This is a genomic window from Pseudomonas taiwanensis, from assembly GCF_013393345.1.
In the GTDB taxonomy this organism is placed as follows: Bacteria; Pseudomonadota; Gammaproteobacteria; order Pseudomonadales; family Pseudomonadaceae; genus Metapseudomonas; species Metapseudomonas resinovorans_C.
Genome location: NZ_QJRF01000064.1, coordinates 1 through 14951 on the forward strand (window position 1 = coordinate 1; position 14951 = coordinate 14951).

Below are 14951 nucleotides of genomic sequence, written 5' to 3' on the forward strand. Positions count from 1 at the left end.
CTGGTTTCGGCCACGCAGGTCAACGATGCGCCGACGGGGGCACCGGTGATCAGCGATACCACGCCGACCCAGAACCAGCTGCTGACGGCCTCGCGGGGTACGGTGGCGGACGTCGATGGCACGACGACCTCGGTGTTCGGCTTCCAGTGGCAGTCGTCGAACAACGGCACCACCTGGGGCAACATCGGTGGTGCCACGACGGCCACTTTCACGCCGGGAACGGCGCAGGTCGGGCTGTTCCTGCGGGTGGTCACCAGCTACGTCGATGACAGTGGCTTCAACAACTCGGTGGCGTCGCTGGCGACGGCGCGGGTCGGTGGCATCTTCAACGGCGGGCCTGGCAATGACACGCTGACCGGTGCGGCCGGTGACGACCTGATCAGTGGCGGGGCCGGCAACGACACGCTGAGTGGCGGCGCGGGCAACGACGTGCTCGATGGTGGGGCCGGCAACGACACCATGTCCGGCGGCTTGGGCGATGACACCTTCGTGGTCAGCAATCCCGGCGACGTGGTGAACGAGCAGAACGGACAGGGCACTGACCTGGTCTGGACGACCCTGGCGAGCTACACCCTGACCGCCAACGTCGAGAACCTGGTCTATGGCGGAAGCGGCAACTTCGCCGGCAACGGCAACGTCCTGGCCAACACCATTACCGGTGGCGTCGGCAACGACACCCTGATGGGCGGCGCCGGCGCCGACAACCTGGTGGGTGGGGCCGGCAACGACACGCTGGATGGTGGTTCGGGCAACGATACCCTGGCCGGTGGTCTGGGTGACGACACCTTCGTGGTCAGCGATGCGGGCGACGTGGTGGTCGAGCAGAACGGGCAGGGCACCGACCTGGTGTGGACAACGCTGACCACCTTCACCCTGGGTGTGAACGTCGAGAACCTGAGTTATGGCGGTGCCGCGAGCTTCACCGGTAATGGCAACGCCGTGACCAACGTGATCCGGGGCGGCAACGGTAACAACGTGCTGCAAGGCGGTGCCGGTAACGACATGCTCGTGGGTGGCCTCGGGAACGACACCTTGGGTGGCGGTTCCGGCAACGACACCATGATCGGTGGACAGGGGGACGACATCTACGTGGTGACGGAAGCCGGGGATGTGGTCATGGAGCTGGCGAACCAGGGCGCCGACACGGTGTGGACGAACCTGGCGAGCTACACCCTGGCGGCGAACGTCGAGACCTTGCTGTCGGGAGGCGCCGGCAACTTCAGCGGCACCGGCAATGCCTTGGCGAACACCATCAACGGCGGTGCGGGTAACGACACGCTCAACGGTGGTGCGGGTAACGACACGCTGAGTGGCGGCGCGGGCAACGACACCTTCGTGTTCGGCGGGAACTTCGGCCAGGATCGCGTCCTCAGCTTCGATGCCAACCCGGTGGGTGGCCAGGACCTGCTGAACGTGGCGTCCCTGGGCATCACCGCGGCAAACTTCGCAGCCAACGTGGTGATCACCGATGTCGGGGCGGATACCCGGGTGGCGATCGGCGCCAACAGCATCACTCTGGTGGGTGTGACGGATGCCACCAGCGTGACTTCGGCGGACTTCATCGTCAGCTGAGGAGGCAGCCAGCGCGCACGAAGCGGTAACGAAGAAGGGGTGAAGCACTCAGTGCTTCACCCCTTTTTTCATGGGATGAGGAATCGTCACTTCGTCTGCTTGATATTTCAAACAGCCGGTGCGTATTTTGTACAAGCCGCCGTCCAGAGCGGCCGTAGTGCACAAGGACAACAATCATGACTACCAAAGTCCGCAGCCCGCTCGCCGAGCGTCTGGCCGGGGTTGAAGAAATCGAGTGCGTCACTCCCGACCTGAATGGCGTGATGCGCGGCAAGGTGATGACGGGGGAGGGCTTCCTCTCGGGGCGGCGTTTGCAACTGGCGCGAGGCGTGTTGCTGCAATGCATCATGGGCGGCTATCCGCCGGCCCGCTTCTATGGCAGCGACGATGGTGACTTGGCCTTGGTCGCCGAGCCGAGCCAGGTGCATTGTCTGCCCTGGAGCGAGCGTTCGCGGGCCCTGGCCATCTGCGACGCCCAGGAGTTGGATGGCCGTCCGTCCGGGCTGTCGACCCGCGGTCTGCTGCGAAAGGTGGTGGAGCGCTATGCGACCTACGGCTGGAAGCCCGTGGTGGCGACCGAGCTGGAGTTCTTCGTCTTTGCTCCCAATCCCGATCCGACCCAGACCTTCCTGCCGCCGATAGGCCTGGATGGTCGTCGCGAGGATGGCTGCTCGGCTTTCAGTGTGTCGTCCAACAACGGTTTGCGGCCGTTCTTCGAAGAGGTGTATCGCGGCATGGAAGCCTTCGGCATGCCTCGCGACACCTTCATGCACGAAATGGGCGTCAGCCAGTTCGAGATCAATTTCCTGCATGGCGATCCGTTGCTCCTGGCGGACCAGACTTTCCTGTTCAAGCACCTGCTGAAGGAAGTCGCGCTCAAGCACGGTATCCAGGTGGTGTGCATGGCCAAGCCGTTGCCGCACACGCCGGGTAGTTCAATGCATATCCACCAGAGCGTGGTGACGCTCGACGGCGAGCAGAACATCTTCACTGACGCCAATGGCGAGGCGACCCCGGCCTTTGCCCACTTCATCGGCGGGCAGCAGGCGGCCATGGGAGATTTCACCGCGCTGTTCGCGCCCAACGTGAACTCCTACCAGCGTCTCTGTCACCCCTATGCTTCCCCCAACAACGCCTGCTGGTCCCATGACAACCGTGCAGCGGGCCTACGCATTCCGGCCAGCGCGCCGGTGGCGAGGAGGGTGGAGAACCGTCTGCCCGGCGCCGATGCGAATCCCTATCTGGCCATCGCCGCCAGCCTGGCGGCCGGGCTTTACGGGATGGAACGAAAGCTGCAACCGAGCGCTCCCATCCAGGGTGAATTCGAGGCTCCGGACGAGTTGTTGTTGCCCTGTACCCTGCACGCCGCTATCGAACGTCTGAAACGCAGCGATCTGGCACGTGAACTGTTCGGCAATGAGTTCATCGAAGGCTACATTGCTACGAAGACGATGGAGCTCTGCAGCTTCTTCGATGAGATCACTCCCTGGGAACGGCGCGTCCTCGCTGCCCAGGTCTGATCGCCCCAGGGCCGCCTTTCCGGGCGGCCCTCCCTGTACAAGAAGCCGCCTGGAGCGTCGATGCATCGGATCTGGAAGTCGTTTCGCGCACTGTATTTCGCCACCCTGCTCATGCTGATCGGCTCCGGCCTGCTCAGTACCTACCTCGGCCTTCGCCTCGCTGCGGACAAGGTGGATGGGCTCTGGGTCGGCGCCCTGATGGCGGCCAACTATTTCGGCCTGATCCTTGGCGGCAAGCTGGGGCACCGGCTGATTGCCCGGGTCGGGCATATCCGCGCCTACGTGGCCTGTGCCGGCGTGGTGACGGCGGCCGTGCTCGGGCATGGTCTGATCGACTTCCTGCCGGCCTGGCTGTTCATGCGGATGCTGGTGGGGCTGGGGATGATGTGCCAGTACATGGTGATCGAGAGCTGGCTCACCGAGCAGGCCGACGCCAGCCAGCGCGGGCAGGTGTTCGCCGGTTACATGGTCGCCTCCTACCTGGGCCTGGTGCTTGGGCAACTGGTGCTGGTCCTGCACCCGGGCCTCGGTCCGGAGCTGTTGATGCTCGTGGCGATGTGTTTCGCGCTGTGCCTGGTGCCCGTCGCGCTGACCCGCAAGTTGCACCCGGCGCCGCTGCATCCGGCACCGCTGGAACCGCGTTTCTTCATCAATCGTGTGCCGCAGTCCATGACCACCGTGCTGGTTTCCGGTCTGGTGATCGGTTCCTTCTACGGTCTGGCGCCGCTCTATGCCACCGCCCAAGGTCTGCCAATCAACCAGGTGGGCCTGTTCATGGGGAGCTGCATTCTGGCCGGGCTCCTCGTGCAGTGGCCGTTGGGCTGGCTGTCGGACCGCCATGATCGTGCGGTGCTGATTCGCACCACGGCAGCCTTGCTCGCGGTGTCGGCCTTGCCCCTGGCGATCATGCCCGCCGCGCCGCTGGAGGTGCTGTTCCCGGTCGGCTTCCTGGTCTGCCTGCTGCAGTTCAGCCTCTACCCACTCGCAGTGGCTTTCTCCAATGACCATATAGAAGCCGAGCGAAGGGTGTCGCTGACCGCCATGCTACTGATCACCTTCGGCGTGGGGGCGAGCATTGGTCCGCTGTTGACCGGCGCCCTGATGAAGCTGTTGGGGCCGAACATGCTCTACGCGTTCGTATGCTTCTGCGCCACCGTGTTGGTCCTTCGGGTTCGACCGGATGCGGTTACCGGGTTGCACCGCGTCGACGAGGCGCCGCTGCACCATGTGCCGACGCCCGACAACATGATCAGTTCTCCCTTGGTGGCAGCCCTCGACCCCCGCGTCGATGAAAAAGCGGTGCACGACCAGATGCAGAACGGCGAAGTTCCGCCGCCCGAGCCGTCGCCCGAGGAGATGCCGGAGCAACCGCAGCCCGATAAGTAGTGGCCCAACGCCACATCCCTTTTGCCCAATTATCGACGAGTGCGCCTACCCGAGCTTCAAGCCCAAGCCTGCCTTGGGACTTCAAGGAGGATCTGGTGATGTCGTTGAGCATATCCCTGCATCTGCTGGCCAGCGCTCCGCAGGCCGGCAAGCACCACCCCCGCCTGGTTCCGGAGTTGGGCGAGGAGGGGGTCAGCCAGTTGCATCGGCAATTGGTGGCACGCGTACTCAACCTACCGCCACTGGGCTTCAGTGAGCGGATCTTCTGGATCGAGGATGGGCCGGACGAGGCCCTTGAAGCCCTGGCCGAGGACAACGACTGGATGGTCGTCGGCCAGCCAGTGGGTGACCTGGGGGAGCGAATGCGGCGTATCGCTGCCCTGGGACTTTCCGAAAACGATGCAGTGGTACTCATCGGCCAGCATTGTCCGATGCTGGACGCCGATTACCTCTCGGCCGCCTGCGAGGCGTTGCATGAGCATCAGGCGGTTCTAGGGCCGACGGAAGATGGCCGCTATGGCCTGCTCGGTCTGCGACGTGTCGATCCGCGCCTTTTCGAAGCCATGCCCTGGGGCAGTGACCGGGTGCTGGCCTTGACCTGTGAGCGACTGCAACAACTGGATTGGCAGCATGGGCTGCTGCCGTCGCTCTGGGTAATGGACAGTCCCGAGCATTTACCGCGCCTGGGGCGACTGGGATTCAAGCTCGGGGTCGTCTGAGACAGAAAGGGCCGGACGTGGAAAGCAGCGACCGGCGATTGTGCCTTCCGAATGGCTGTGTCTGCATTAAGTGTTGCAAGTAGGTGCATTGCCCGTAGGAGCTGGCTTGCCAGCGAATGGCCCCGTTTCGCCAGCAAGCTAGCTCCTACAAGGCTCCTGGACCGATGGCCCATCTCTGGCAACAGCTAACGCAGACATAGCCTTCCGAATCGACTGCTAGAAGAGTTCGTCCTTCTCGAAGCGACGCGCTTCGCGCTGCAGTTGGTAGACGAAGCGTTCAACATTGCGCTGCACCAGCCCGCTCATGTTGTGGAAGCGGATGCCGGCAAAGCTCATGCCGAGCTTCTCGTCGAAATGCAGATGGCGCAGCTCCACGGGAGTGGTAATGGGGCCGATGGGCATCCTGGCGCTGAAGCGCTCATAGACCTGTCCGGCTTGCAGGCGACCGCTGAGGTCTCCTTCGAAGCGCAGCTTGCAGCCGGTGGCCGAGATATCCAGCATCACGCCCTTGATCGCCGACGACAGCTTGTCACCGTCCAGTTCGATGGGGACCAACTGGCTCTGTTTCAGGGGGGCGCGAAAGGCGTTACGGCGCTGGTGGTAAGTCACCTCGTCGGGCAGCGGGCACCAGTAGCAACGACCTCCCTCGAACTCGCCGATCGTGGCTGCTTGCTGGGCATCCCAGGCGATTCGCACGCCGTCGTGGAAGCCTTCGACACGGAAGGTTTCGCCATTCTTCAGAAAGCGTTCGCCGTCATTGGGGATCAATTCGTCGAGGGCGATCAGACCACGGTCGCGGTCCACTTCAATCAGGTAGCTCTGGAAGCGCTGGTTCCGGTCGTGGAAGGTGACGATCAGCGGGTCGTGATGCTGCTGCAACAGACGAAGGTTGGCCAGGATCTCTACCGGTGCCTTGAGCACCTTGGGGGGTTGAGGGCCGTTGACTTCGTGGAATGGGTTGGACACGGTCCAGGTCTCTCCGAACACAAACGCGGGTCACACAAAGAATAGTGGCATCGTGCCTCTATGTCTTTGTGCCTTTCTTGTAATGGCTTGTCAGGCCTGGCTGAGCGGGCGCTGCTGGCCGATTCTAGCGGCCGCACCGCGGCTGTCATAGAGGCTGGGCGTGTCACCGCCACGGAGGATGCCGAGCATATTGCCGATCGTCGCCCGATTGGCGCGGATCAGTCGGCCATTGCGCTCGTTGGTCGTCCTGCAGCGCTCCAGCAGCTCACCCAGTTCGTCACTGCGATCAAGCAGTTCCTGGCCCATCGGGGAGCGCTCGGCGAGTTGCTGCAAGCCGCTGCGATCAGCGCTCAGCTGCAGACTGGCCAGCAACTGGCTGCGCTGGCGGCCATGCTGGTCGAGTTGGGCAAGGAGGGGCTGCTTGTCGGCGAGGAGTTTTTCGAGGCGGACGAGGTCGCGCTCACCCAGAACCTGGAATTCTTCGTCCATCAGCTCAAGCAATCGCTTGGCGTGGCCGATATCGTCGGAGAACAGCTGAAGCAGGTTGGTGTCGTGCATACGCGCTCTGGGGCCTTAGCGTCCAAGTTCCCCAGCGCCGCCCGTGGACTAGCGCTGGGATTCGAAGTTCAGCAGCTTGCTGGCCACGCGCTTGCTGTCGACTTGATAAGAGCCGTCGGCAATGGCCTGCTTGAGCTTTTCCACGCGCTCCTTGTCCACAACGGGCAGGTCGCGCAGTTGTTCGCCGGCTTTCTGCAGCACTTGAGCTTCGCTGCTCAGCTGCACGGATTCGCCGCTTTTGGCAGCCGGAGCCTGCTCGCCGGTGTTCTGGGTCGATGCAGTCTGGCCGCTGGTGACGGTTTCGCTCTTGCCGGCCTGGGTGCTGCCGGTACGCCCCGAGTTGGCGGGCGTGGGACCGTTATTGAGCCGGTTGAAGTCGATAACCATGATGCTGAACCTCGGACGCTATTTGGACGCTTACCGTTTTATCGGCCCTGTCCGGGATAACTTTAGAAAATTCTTTCGTACCGGCTGAGTTTAGGAAATCAGCCCTGTCCGGCGCCAGCGGAATCATGCCTACATATCTACCTGAACCTGGCCGGGTCCCTTTACACGGGCCTTGATCACGCGGCCGGAACTCAGGTTGCGTACCCGTATCTGCTCACCCGGCGCGCCCTTGCTCATGGCTTCGCCCGGCATGCGCACATTGATGGCCGAGCCGACGGCGCTGATCACGACCTGGTCGCCCTTGCTCACTACTTCGGCCTGTTCCAGGTGCAACGGAGCCAGCACCTGGTCGGAAACCAGCGAGCGTGTGGTCTTCTGGCCGATGATCTGCCCCGGATCGCTCAGAAACCCCTGATTCAAGGTGCCGACGTCACGTTCGGCCAGGGCCACATCCTGATGAGTGATAGGGACGCCACGACGCAATGCCCGCGTAACCACCACCACTTCGCGATAGAGCTTCACCTGTGCGGGAACGAACACCGTCCAGGGCGAACTGCCTTCACAACTGACTCGCACCGTGACGCGTCCCAGCGGCTGGGCAGGGCTTTCCAGCTTGGCCGTCAAATCCCTGTCGCATTCAGCCAGTCGCAGGCGGGGATCGAGCCGGTTGACCTGGATTTCACTGCGACCCTGGATGTTGCCGCGCTGCAGATATTCTTCGACGGTGAACTCAAGAAAGCCTTCGGCCGTGCCGATAAGTACCTCAGGCGACGTCACAGTCGCACTCGACGCCGGACTGTAGCCGAGGCAGCACAAAGCGGGTAAAACAGCCGCAAGCGGTTTGCGGCGTTTTGCCATCAGGCGTCGGAAAAGCGTCATCATGGTGTTCATGCAAACTTAGAAGCAAGGCTCGTGCCGCCTGCTAGGCTGAAGCGGGCTCATCGACTTGTAATAGGAGTCTGGTCATGGCCGGTGTTTTGGATTCGGTTAACCAGCGTACTCAACTGGTCGGGCAGAACCGCCTGGAGCTGCTGCTGTTCCGTCTCGACGGGCCGCAGCTGTACGGGATCAACGTGTTCAAGGTGAAGGAGGTGCTGCAGTGCCCCCGCCTCACCCTGATGCCCAAGTCCAGTCCGGTCGTACGCGGGGTCGCCAATATCCGTGGGGGTACCATTCCGATTCTCGACCTGTCCATGGCGACCGGTCGCAGAGGCCTCGATGACCTGAAGAACAGCTTCGTCATCATCACGGAATACAACACCAAGGTGCAGGGTTTCCTGGTGCGCTCGGTGGAACGCATCGTCAACATGAACTGGGAGGAGATCCATCCGCCACCCAAGGGCACCGGTCGTGACCATTACCTGACGGCGGTCACCCGGGTCGACAAGCAGTTGGTGGAGATCATCGACGTCGAGAAGATCCTCGCTGAAGTGGCGCCTACCTCCGAGGTGGTGTCCGAAGGCGTGATCGACATCGACACCCAGAGCAAGGCTGTGAGCAAGCGGGTCCTGATCGTTGACGACTCCTCCGTCGCGCGTAAACAGGTGATCCGCTGCCTGGAAACCGTCGGCGTCGAGGTCAAGGCGTTGAACGACGGCCGCCAGGCCTACAACTACCTGCGCGAGTTGGTGGAGGAGGGCAAGGCGCCGGAACAGGAACTGCTGATGATCGTTTCCGACATCGAGATGCCGGAGATGGACGGCTATACCCTGACGGCGGAGATCCGCAACGATCCGCGCATGCAGAAGTTGCATATCCTCCTGCATACTTCGCTCTCGGGTGTGTTCAACCAGGCGATGGTGAAGAAGGTCGGGGCAGATGACTTCCTCGCCAAGTTCAAGCCGGATGACCTGGCCGCGCGAGTCGTGGAACGCATCAAGGTAACGGACGGGGGCTGATTCGGCCCCCTGACAAGGAAACAGATCGGTGAGGCGCCCTTAGTGTCTTCAGGCAATGTGGAGTTCGAGCAGTTCCGGGTGTTCCTGGAAAAGACCTGCGGCATCCTGCTGGGCAGCAACAAGCAGTATCTGGTCTCCAGTCGGCTGAACAAGCTGATGGAGCAGAACGGCATCAAGACGCTGGGTGAACTCACCCAGCGCATCCAGGGTTTTTCCCGTGGCGGCCTGCGCGAGCAGGTCATCGATGCCATGACCACCAACGAAACCCTGTGGTTTCGGGATACCTATCCCTTCGAAGTGCTGAAAAACCGGGTCCTGCCCGAGCTGATCAAGGCCAACCCGAACCTGCCGTTGCGCATCTGGTCGGCGGCCAGCTCGTCGGGACAGGAGCCTTTCTCCATTTCCATGACGATCGACGAGTACGAGAAGGTCAACCTCGGCCAGCTCAAGGCCGGCGCGCGCATCGTCGCCACGGACCTGTCCAGCTCGATGCTCACGGCCTGTCGCTCTGGCGAGTACGACAGCCTGGCCATGGGGCGCGGCCTCTCGCAGGACCGTCTGGTACGTTATTTCGACCCGAAAGGGCCGGGGCGCTGGGCGGTCAAGCCGGCCATCCGCAGCCGCGTGGAGTTTCGCCCGCTGAACCTGCTGGACAGCTACGCCGCCCTCGGCAAGTTCGACATCGTCTTCTGCCGCAACGTGCTGATCTACTTCTCCGCCGAAGTGAAGAAGGACATCCTCACCCGCATCCACGCCACCCTGAAACCGGGCGGCTACCTGTTCCTCGGTGCGTCCGAGGCGCTGAACGGCTTGCCGGACCTCTACCAGATGGTCCAGTGCAGCCCGGGGATCATCTACAAGGTGAAATGAAAGAGGGAGGCCAATGGCCTCCCTTTTATCAGTCACTCATGAAGGAGCCAGCTTGCTGGCGAACCGTAATTCGCGAGCAAGAACCAGGCGTCCCCCCTCTCCTACACCAGGGTCAGCTTCACGTTGATATTGCCGCGCGTGGCGTTGGAGTACGGGCAGACAATGTGCGCCTTGTCCACCAGCTCCTTGGCGACCTGCTTGTCCAGCCCGGGCAGTGAAATCTTCAGTTCGACTTCGATGCCGAAACCTGTCGGCAGGGTGCCGATGCCCACGGCGCCTTCTATAGAGGTGTCCTCGCTCAGCGTGATCTTTTCCTTGCCGGCGACGAACTTCATGGCGCCAAGGAAGCACGCCGAATAACCTGCGGCGAAAAGCTGCTCGGGGTTGGTGCCGTCGCCTCCGGGGCCACCCAGCTCCTTGGGCGTCGTCAGCTTCACATCCAGCACGCCATCCGAGGACACGGCGCGACCTTCACGACCACCATAGGCTTCGGCATGGGCGGTATACAGGGCTTTCTCGATGGGCATGGCGCGTCTCCGGTTAGAGGAAGAGACAAGCAAGCCTAGTCAAAGGATCGGATCTGCCCAGCGCCGTCCGACTGAAAAGGTTGTGTCTGCACCACCTGTAGGGGCGATTTCAATCGCCAAGCAGGCCGCAGGTCTGCCCGGCAGCGGCAGTTGCGCCAAGTGTTGTAGGAGCCGGCTTGCCAGCGAATGGCTCCTGTTCGCCAGCAAGCTGGCTCCTACAGGGAGGTCGCGGACATGGCGACTGAAAACGCGCCTCAGGCTGTCAGCCAGTCGATGAACAGGGCGAAGAGTTCGGCCTGGGAGCTGATTTCCAGCTTGGTATAGAGATTCTTGCGGTGCATGCGCACGGTTTCCGGGGAGATTTCCAGCACCTTGGCGCTGGATTTGGCCGAGTGTCCACGCAGCAGCAGGTGGGCGATCTCCCGTTCGCGTTCGGTCAGGCGGTCGCTGCCGAAGTTCATGAAGGCCTCGCGTATCTGCTGGTTCAGCGCCGCAGACGGTGCCGTGTGCATGGGCGCAGGTCCATGGCCATCAAGGCAGCGCATCAGTCCGCCGCGCTCGTCGAACTGGCGCATCAGTTCGCGCACCAGTGGGTGCGCAGTCCGTAGCAGCGCAAGTTCTTCCTGGCTGAAGCGTGCCCCACTGCGGCCCTGGTACACGCAGAGGGAAACCTTGCGCTGGCCACCCAGGTCGACGATGAAATGGGCGTCTTCCACCGAGCCGCATTTGAGGTAGTTGGTGCGGTAGTACTCGCTGCTGAAGAAGTCGTCCGGGGCGATTTCCGAAAGGTGGTAGAAGCCTTCGGCCAAGCCGTTCTCCATGGCCAGGCAGAAGGGGTCCAGCAGGTAGCCGCGAGCGTAGTAGCGCTCGATCAGCGCCTCGCGATACTCGGTGGGAATGCCGCACTGGTAGAGCGGTCGCGGGGCTAGTCCCTTGCACTCCAGGCCCAGCAGCACCGATTCGATGGGCACCAGGTTTCGCAGTGCGTCGATCAGGTGCTCGCAGAATGAAGGTTCCGCGACGCTGGCCATGGCCCGTGCCAGCCCTGCATGCCAGGCATGCAGGGTGGCGGGGGTGGTTTTGTCAGAAGCGGTCTCGGTCATGTCCGGCAGTCTACTGGCGTCGCCAGGTAGCGGCCAGACTCCCTCAACTGCCGGCATAGTCGCCACTTCGCGCGAGGTCGGCAGCGGTTTCCAGAATCGCCTCGCGCAGCGTGTCGACGATCTCGTCCACCTGGGCGCGGGTGATGGTCAGCGGCGGCGACATCACGTTCAGGTGCACGATGGGGCGCACCAGCAAGCCCCGTTTCTGCGCCCTCAGGTGAATCTGTTCGCCGATGTTCAGTTCATCGGGGAACAGGGTCTTGCTGGCCTTGTCGGCGACGAACTCGACGCAGGCCATCAGCTTCTTGCAGCGCACGCTGCCCACCAACGGCAGGTCCGCGAGCGTATGCAGGCGTTCCTCCAGGTAAGCCCCCACGTCGTCCACATGGGCCAACAGGTTTTCCCGCTGGATGATCTCGATGTTCTTCAGCGCGCTGACGCAGCTCACCGGGTGGCCGCTGTAGGTGAAGCCATGGCTGAAGCAGCGGCCCTTGCCCGGCTCGCCGATCACCTGCCAGATGCGCTCGGAGAAGATGCAGGCGCCCAGCGGCAGGTAGCCGGACGTCAGGCCCTTGGCAGTGGTGATGATGTCCGGGACCACGCCGAATACTTCTTCCGAGGCGAAGAAAGCGCCCAGGCGGCCGAAGGAGGTCACCACCTCGTCGGAGATATAGAGCACGTCATGGCGCTGGCAGACCTCCCACATGCGCTTGTGGTAGCCGGCCGGCGGGATGATCACGCCACCCGAACCCATGATCGGCTCGGCGAAGAAGGCACCCACCCGGTCCGCGCCCAGGGTGAGGATCTTGTCCTCGAACTCGTTGACCAGGAACTCCAGGAACTGCGCCTCGTCCATGCCCGCTGGCGCCCGGTAGGGGTTGGGGCAGGAGATGTGGTGGATGCGGTCCTTGAGGAAGTCGAACTCCGCCGGACGATCCGCCGCCTTGCCACCCAGGGACATGGTCAGGAAGGTGGAGCCGTGGTAGGCGTTGATACGGGTGATGACGTGTTTCTTTTCCGGCTTGCCACGGCAGTTCTGGTAGTACTGCACCAGGCGGTAGGCGGTATCCACGGCGGTGGAGCCACCGGTGGTGAGGAACACGTGGTCGAGGTCGCCCGGCGCCAGCTCCGCCAGCTTCTCGCAGAGTTCGATGGCCTTGACGTTGGCCATGTCGCAGAACGGGTTGGAGTAGGCCAGTTGGCGGACCTGGTCGGCGATGGCTTCGGCCATTTCCTCGCGGCCCAGGCCGATGTTGGTGCACCACATGCCGCCCACGGCGTCCAGGTAGCGATTGCCAGCGGTGTCGTAGATATAGGCACCGCTGCCGGCCGCGATGTTCAACGCGCCATTTTCCCGGTGGTCGTCGAAGACGTGGTAACCGTGCATGTAATGCGCCTTGTCGGCGGCCACCAGGCGCTCATCGTCGAACTGGGCGAAGAAGTCGGTGTTTGGGGTGTTCATGGTCGTTACCTTTCCGTACAGGGCAGTTCAAATCATTTGCCGGTCTTGACCGCATTCCAGGTGCGGGTGATCAGGCGCATGGCCTTCTGCGGCTGGGTTTTCTGGGTGAAGAGCCGGGCACGCGTCGTGTCGTCGGGGTAGATCGCCGGATCGTTGCGCACCTCGGCCGCTACCAGCGGTGTGGCAGCCTTGTTGCTGTTGGCGTAGCGGATGTAGTCGGTGACCTGGGCGATCACCTTGGGCTGCAGCATGTATTCGATGAACTTGTGCGCGTTCTCCACATGGGGCGCGTCCTTGGGGATGTAGAAGTCATCGAACCAGATCAGCGAACCTTCCTTGGGAATGAAGTAGTCCAGCTTCACTTTGGCGCCGGCTTCCGTGGCACGCGCCTGGGCGGTGGCGTAATCGCCGGACCAGGTCATGGCGATGCACTGGTCGCCGTTGGCCAGACCGTTGAGGTAGCTCATGGAGTCGAACTTGCGGATGTAGGGACGCACCTTCATCAGCAGGTCCTGGGCGGCCTTGAGGTCCTCGGGCTCCGCGCTGTTCGGATCACGCCCCAGGTATGCCAGCGCCAGCGGGAGCACATCAGTGGGGGAGTCGATCAGGGTCACGCCGCAGTCGGCGAAGCGCGACACGATCTCGGGGTCGAAGACCATCGCCAGGGAGCCGATTGGCGCATCAGGCATGCGCGCCTTGATCATGTCGACGTTGTAGGTGATGCCGTTGCTGCCCCAGGTGTAGGGCGCCGAATAGGTCACGCCCGGATCGAAGTGTTCCAGGCTGGCCAGGACCTGTGGGTCGAGGTTGCCCCAGCTGGGCAGGCGGCTCTTGTCCAGCGGCTGGAAAACCCCCGCCTTGAGCAGCGGCGGCACCAGGGCGGCGTTGAGCACCACCAGGTCGTAGCCGGAGCGGCCGGGCAGCAGCTTGCCCTGAACGGTCTCATAGGAGTCGAAGGTGTCGTAGACCACCTTGATCCCGGTGGCCTTTTCGAACTCGGCGAGGGTGTGCTCGCCCATGTAGTCCGACCAGTTGTACAGGCGCAGGGTGTTGCTGTCGTCCGCCGGGCTCAGGGCCGGCAACAGGATGAGCGTCGTGCCGAGTGCTGCGACCAGGGTCTTGTGCATATCGGTTCACCTCTATTGTTGTTATCGAATCGCCTCGCTACCTACTTTGTGCCCCTTGGGCGATAGCGGCCATAACCCGAACGGGTAGGTGGGGGCGGCGTCCTCCTGTACAGTCGTTCAGAACCTGTCCATGATCTGCTGCGCATCGCGAGAGCATGAACGGGCTCTACGAATCGCCGGACCACCACAGGAGCTTTCGGCATGACAACCCAGGATGTGCGCTACTCCCGCCTGGACCCCGAGTTGCGCAAGGCGCACCTGATCGAAGCGACCCTCATCTGCCTCAAGCGCCATGGTTTCCAGGGCGCCTCCATCCGCAAGATCTGCGCCGAGGCTGGCGTGTCGGTGGGGCTGATCAACCATCACTACGCGAGCAAGGATGAACTGGTCGCCGAGGCCTACCTGGCCGTCACCGGGCGGGTGATGAAGCTCCTGCGCGACGCCATCGACGATGCCCCTGCCAGCCCACGGCCGCGGCTGTCGGCATTCTTCCAGGCGTCCTTCAGCGCAGAACTGCTGGACCCCCAGTTGCTCGAAGCCTGGCTGGCCTTCTGGGGAGCGGTGAAGACCGCCCAGGCCATCAACCTGGCTCACGATCAGTCCTACGGCGAGTACCGGGCCATCCTGGCCAAGGTGCTCACCGAACTGGCACTCGAGGAAGGCTGGCAGGGTTTCGACGCCGAGCTTGCCGCGATCAGCCTCAGCGCCTTGCTCGATGGGCTCTGGCTGGAGTCCGGATTGAACCCGCACACCTTCACGCCAGCACAAGGTGCGCAAATCTGCGAAGCCTGGGTGGACGGTCTCCAGGCTGGCGGCATGCAGCGCTTCCTGCGTCCCGTCGGCGCCTGTTGATCGA

The 14951-nt window shown here is 62.8% G+C and carries 15 protein-coding genes; 7 read left to right on the forward strand and 8 right to left on the reverse strand.

Features of this window, described 5'->3' with window-relative positions:
- From DM872_RS16970 to DM872_RS16985, 4 genes are all read left to right on the forward strand, one after another.
- The coding region (locus tag DM872_RS16970) for a calcium-binding protein (protein ID WP_179060569.1) at nucleotides 1–1572 on the forward strand (1572 nt) is incomplete at its 5' end.
- 278 nt (nucleotides 1573–1850) lie between these two features.
- Nucleotides 1851–3092 carry a glutamine synthetase family protein gene (locus DM872_RS16975; protein ID WP_179060719.1) on the forward strand — a complete coding sequence of 414 codons (1242 nt, stop codon included), beginning with the start codon at nucleotides 1851–1853 and terminating at the stop codon, nucleotides 3090–3092.
- Between the two features lie 60 nt (nucleotides 3093–3152).
- Nucleotides 3153–4478, forward strand: coding sequence for an MFS transporter (locus DM872_RS16980; protein ID WP_179060570.1), 1326 nt, complete (start codon nucleotides 3153–3155; stop codon nucleotides 4476–4478).
- A 98-nt stretch (nucleotides 4479–4576) separates the two neighbouring features.
- Nucleotides 4577–5197, forward strand: coding sequence for a TIGR04282 family arsenosugar biosynthesis glycosyltransferase (locus tag DM872_RS16985; RefSeq protein WP_179060571.1), 621 nt, complete (start codon nucleotides 4577–4579; stop codon nucleotides 5195–5197).
- Nucleotides 5198–5413: 216 nt separating this feature from the next.
- On the opposite strand, the gene DM872_RS16990 is transcribed toward DM872_RS16985, so the two are convergent.
- The 4 genes from DM872_RS16990 to flgA all read right to left on the reverse strand — a co-directional run bounded on the left by DM872_RS16990 (nucleotide 5414) and on the right by flgA (nucleotide 7999).
- Nucleotides 5414–6163, reverse strand: coding sequence for a flagellar brake protein (locus DM872_RS16990; protein WP_179060572.1), 750 nt, complete (start codon nucleotides 6161–6163; stop codon nucleotides 5414–5416).
- Nucleotides 6164–6253: 90 nt separating this feature from the next.
- Nucleotides 6254–6721: a flagella synthesis protein FlgN gene (locus DM872_RS16995; RefSeq protein ID WP_179060573.1), complete on the reverse strand. Its 468-nt coding sequence runs from the start codon at nucleotides 6719–6721 to the stop codon at nucleotides 6254–6256.
- A gap of 48 nt (nucleotides 6722–6769) precedes the next feature.
- On the reverse strand, nucleotides 6770–7108 hold the full coding sequence (flgM, locus tag DM872_RS17000; protein ID WP_179060574.1) for a flagellar biosynthesis anti-sigma factor FlgM: 339 nt from the start codon (nucleotides 7106–7108) through the stop codon (nucleotides 6770–6772).
- Nucleotides 7109–7237: 129 nt separating this feature from the next.
- The gene (gene flgA / locus DM872_RS17005; RefSeq protein WP_179060575.1) at nucleotides 7238–7999 is read right to left on the reverse strand and encodes a flagellar basal body P-ring formation chaperone FlgA; all 762 of its coding nucleotides are present in this window, start codon (nucleotides 7997–7999) and stop codon (nucleotides 7238–7240) included.
- A gap of 74 nt (nucleotides 8000–8073) precedes the next feature.
- Here flgA and DM872_RS17010 point away from each other — a divergent pair, with 74 nt between their 5' ends.
- On the forward strand, nucleotides 8074–9006 hold the full coding sequence (locus tag DM872_RS17010) for a chemotaxis protein CheV (RefSeq protein ID WP_120649892.1): 933 nt from the start codon (nucleotides 8074–8076) through the stop codon (nucleotides 9004–9006).
- Nucleotides 9007–9048: 42 nt separating this feature from the next.
- Nucleotides 9049–9876, forward strand: coding sequence for a protein-glutamate O-methyltransferase CheR (gene cheR, locus DM872_RS17015; RefSeq protein ID WP_179060576.1), 828 nt, complete (start codon nucleotides 9049–9051; stop codon nucleotides 9874–9876).
- A gap of 101 nt (nucleotides 9877–9977) precedes the next feature.
- Here cheR and DM872_RS17020 read toward each other — a convergent pair whose 3' ends face one another.
- The 4 genes from DM872_RS17020 to DM872_RS17035 form a co-directional block, all read right to left on the reverse strand.
- Nucleotides 9978–10403 carry an organic hydroperoxide resistance protein gene (locus DM872_RS17020; RefSeq protein WP_179060577.1) on the reverse strand — a complete coding sequence of 142 codons (426 nt, stop codon included), beginning with the start codon at nucleotides 10401–10403 and terminating at the stop codon, nucleotides 9978–9980.
- A gap of 254 nt (nucleotides 10404–10657) precedes the next feature.
- A complete protein-coding gene (locus DM872_RS17025; protein ID WP_179060578.1) occupies nucleotides 10658–11506 on the reverse strand; it encodes a helix-turn-helix transcriptional regulator in 849 nt (282 codons plus the stop codon).
- A gap of 43 nt (nucleotides 11507–11549) precedes the next feature.
- Complete coding sequence (locus DM872_RS17030; RefSeq protein ID WP_179060579.1) at nucleotides 11550–12968, reverse strand: aminotransferase; 1419 nt, start codon at nucleotides 12966–12968, stop codon at nucleotides 11550–11552.
- 32 nt (nucleotides 12969–13000) lie between these two features.
- Nucleotides 13001–14095 (reverse strand): polyamine ABC transporter substrate-binding protein, encoded by a 1095-nt coding sequence (locus DM872_RS17035; protein WP_179060580.1) that lies wholly within the window; start codon nucleotides 14093–14095, stop codon nucleotides 13001–13003.
- A 201-nt stretch (nucleotides 14096–14296) separates the two neighbouring features.
- Between DM872_RS17035 and DM872_RS17040 the strand changes: the two genes are divergently transcribed.
- Nucleotides 14297–14947, forward strand: a complete 651-nt coding sequence (locus tag DM872_RS17040) for a TetR family transcriptional regulator C-terminal domain-containing protein (RefSeq protein ID WP_179060581.1) — start codon at nucleotides 14297–14299, stop codon at nucleotides 14945–14947.
- Nucleotides 14948–14951 lie beyond the last annotated feature (4 nt).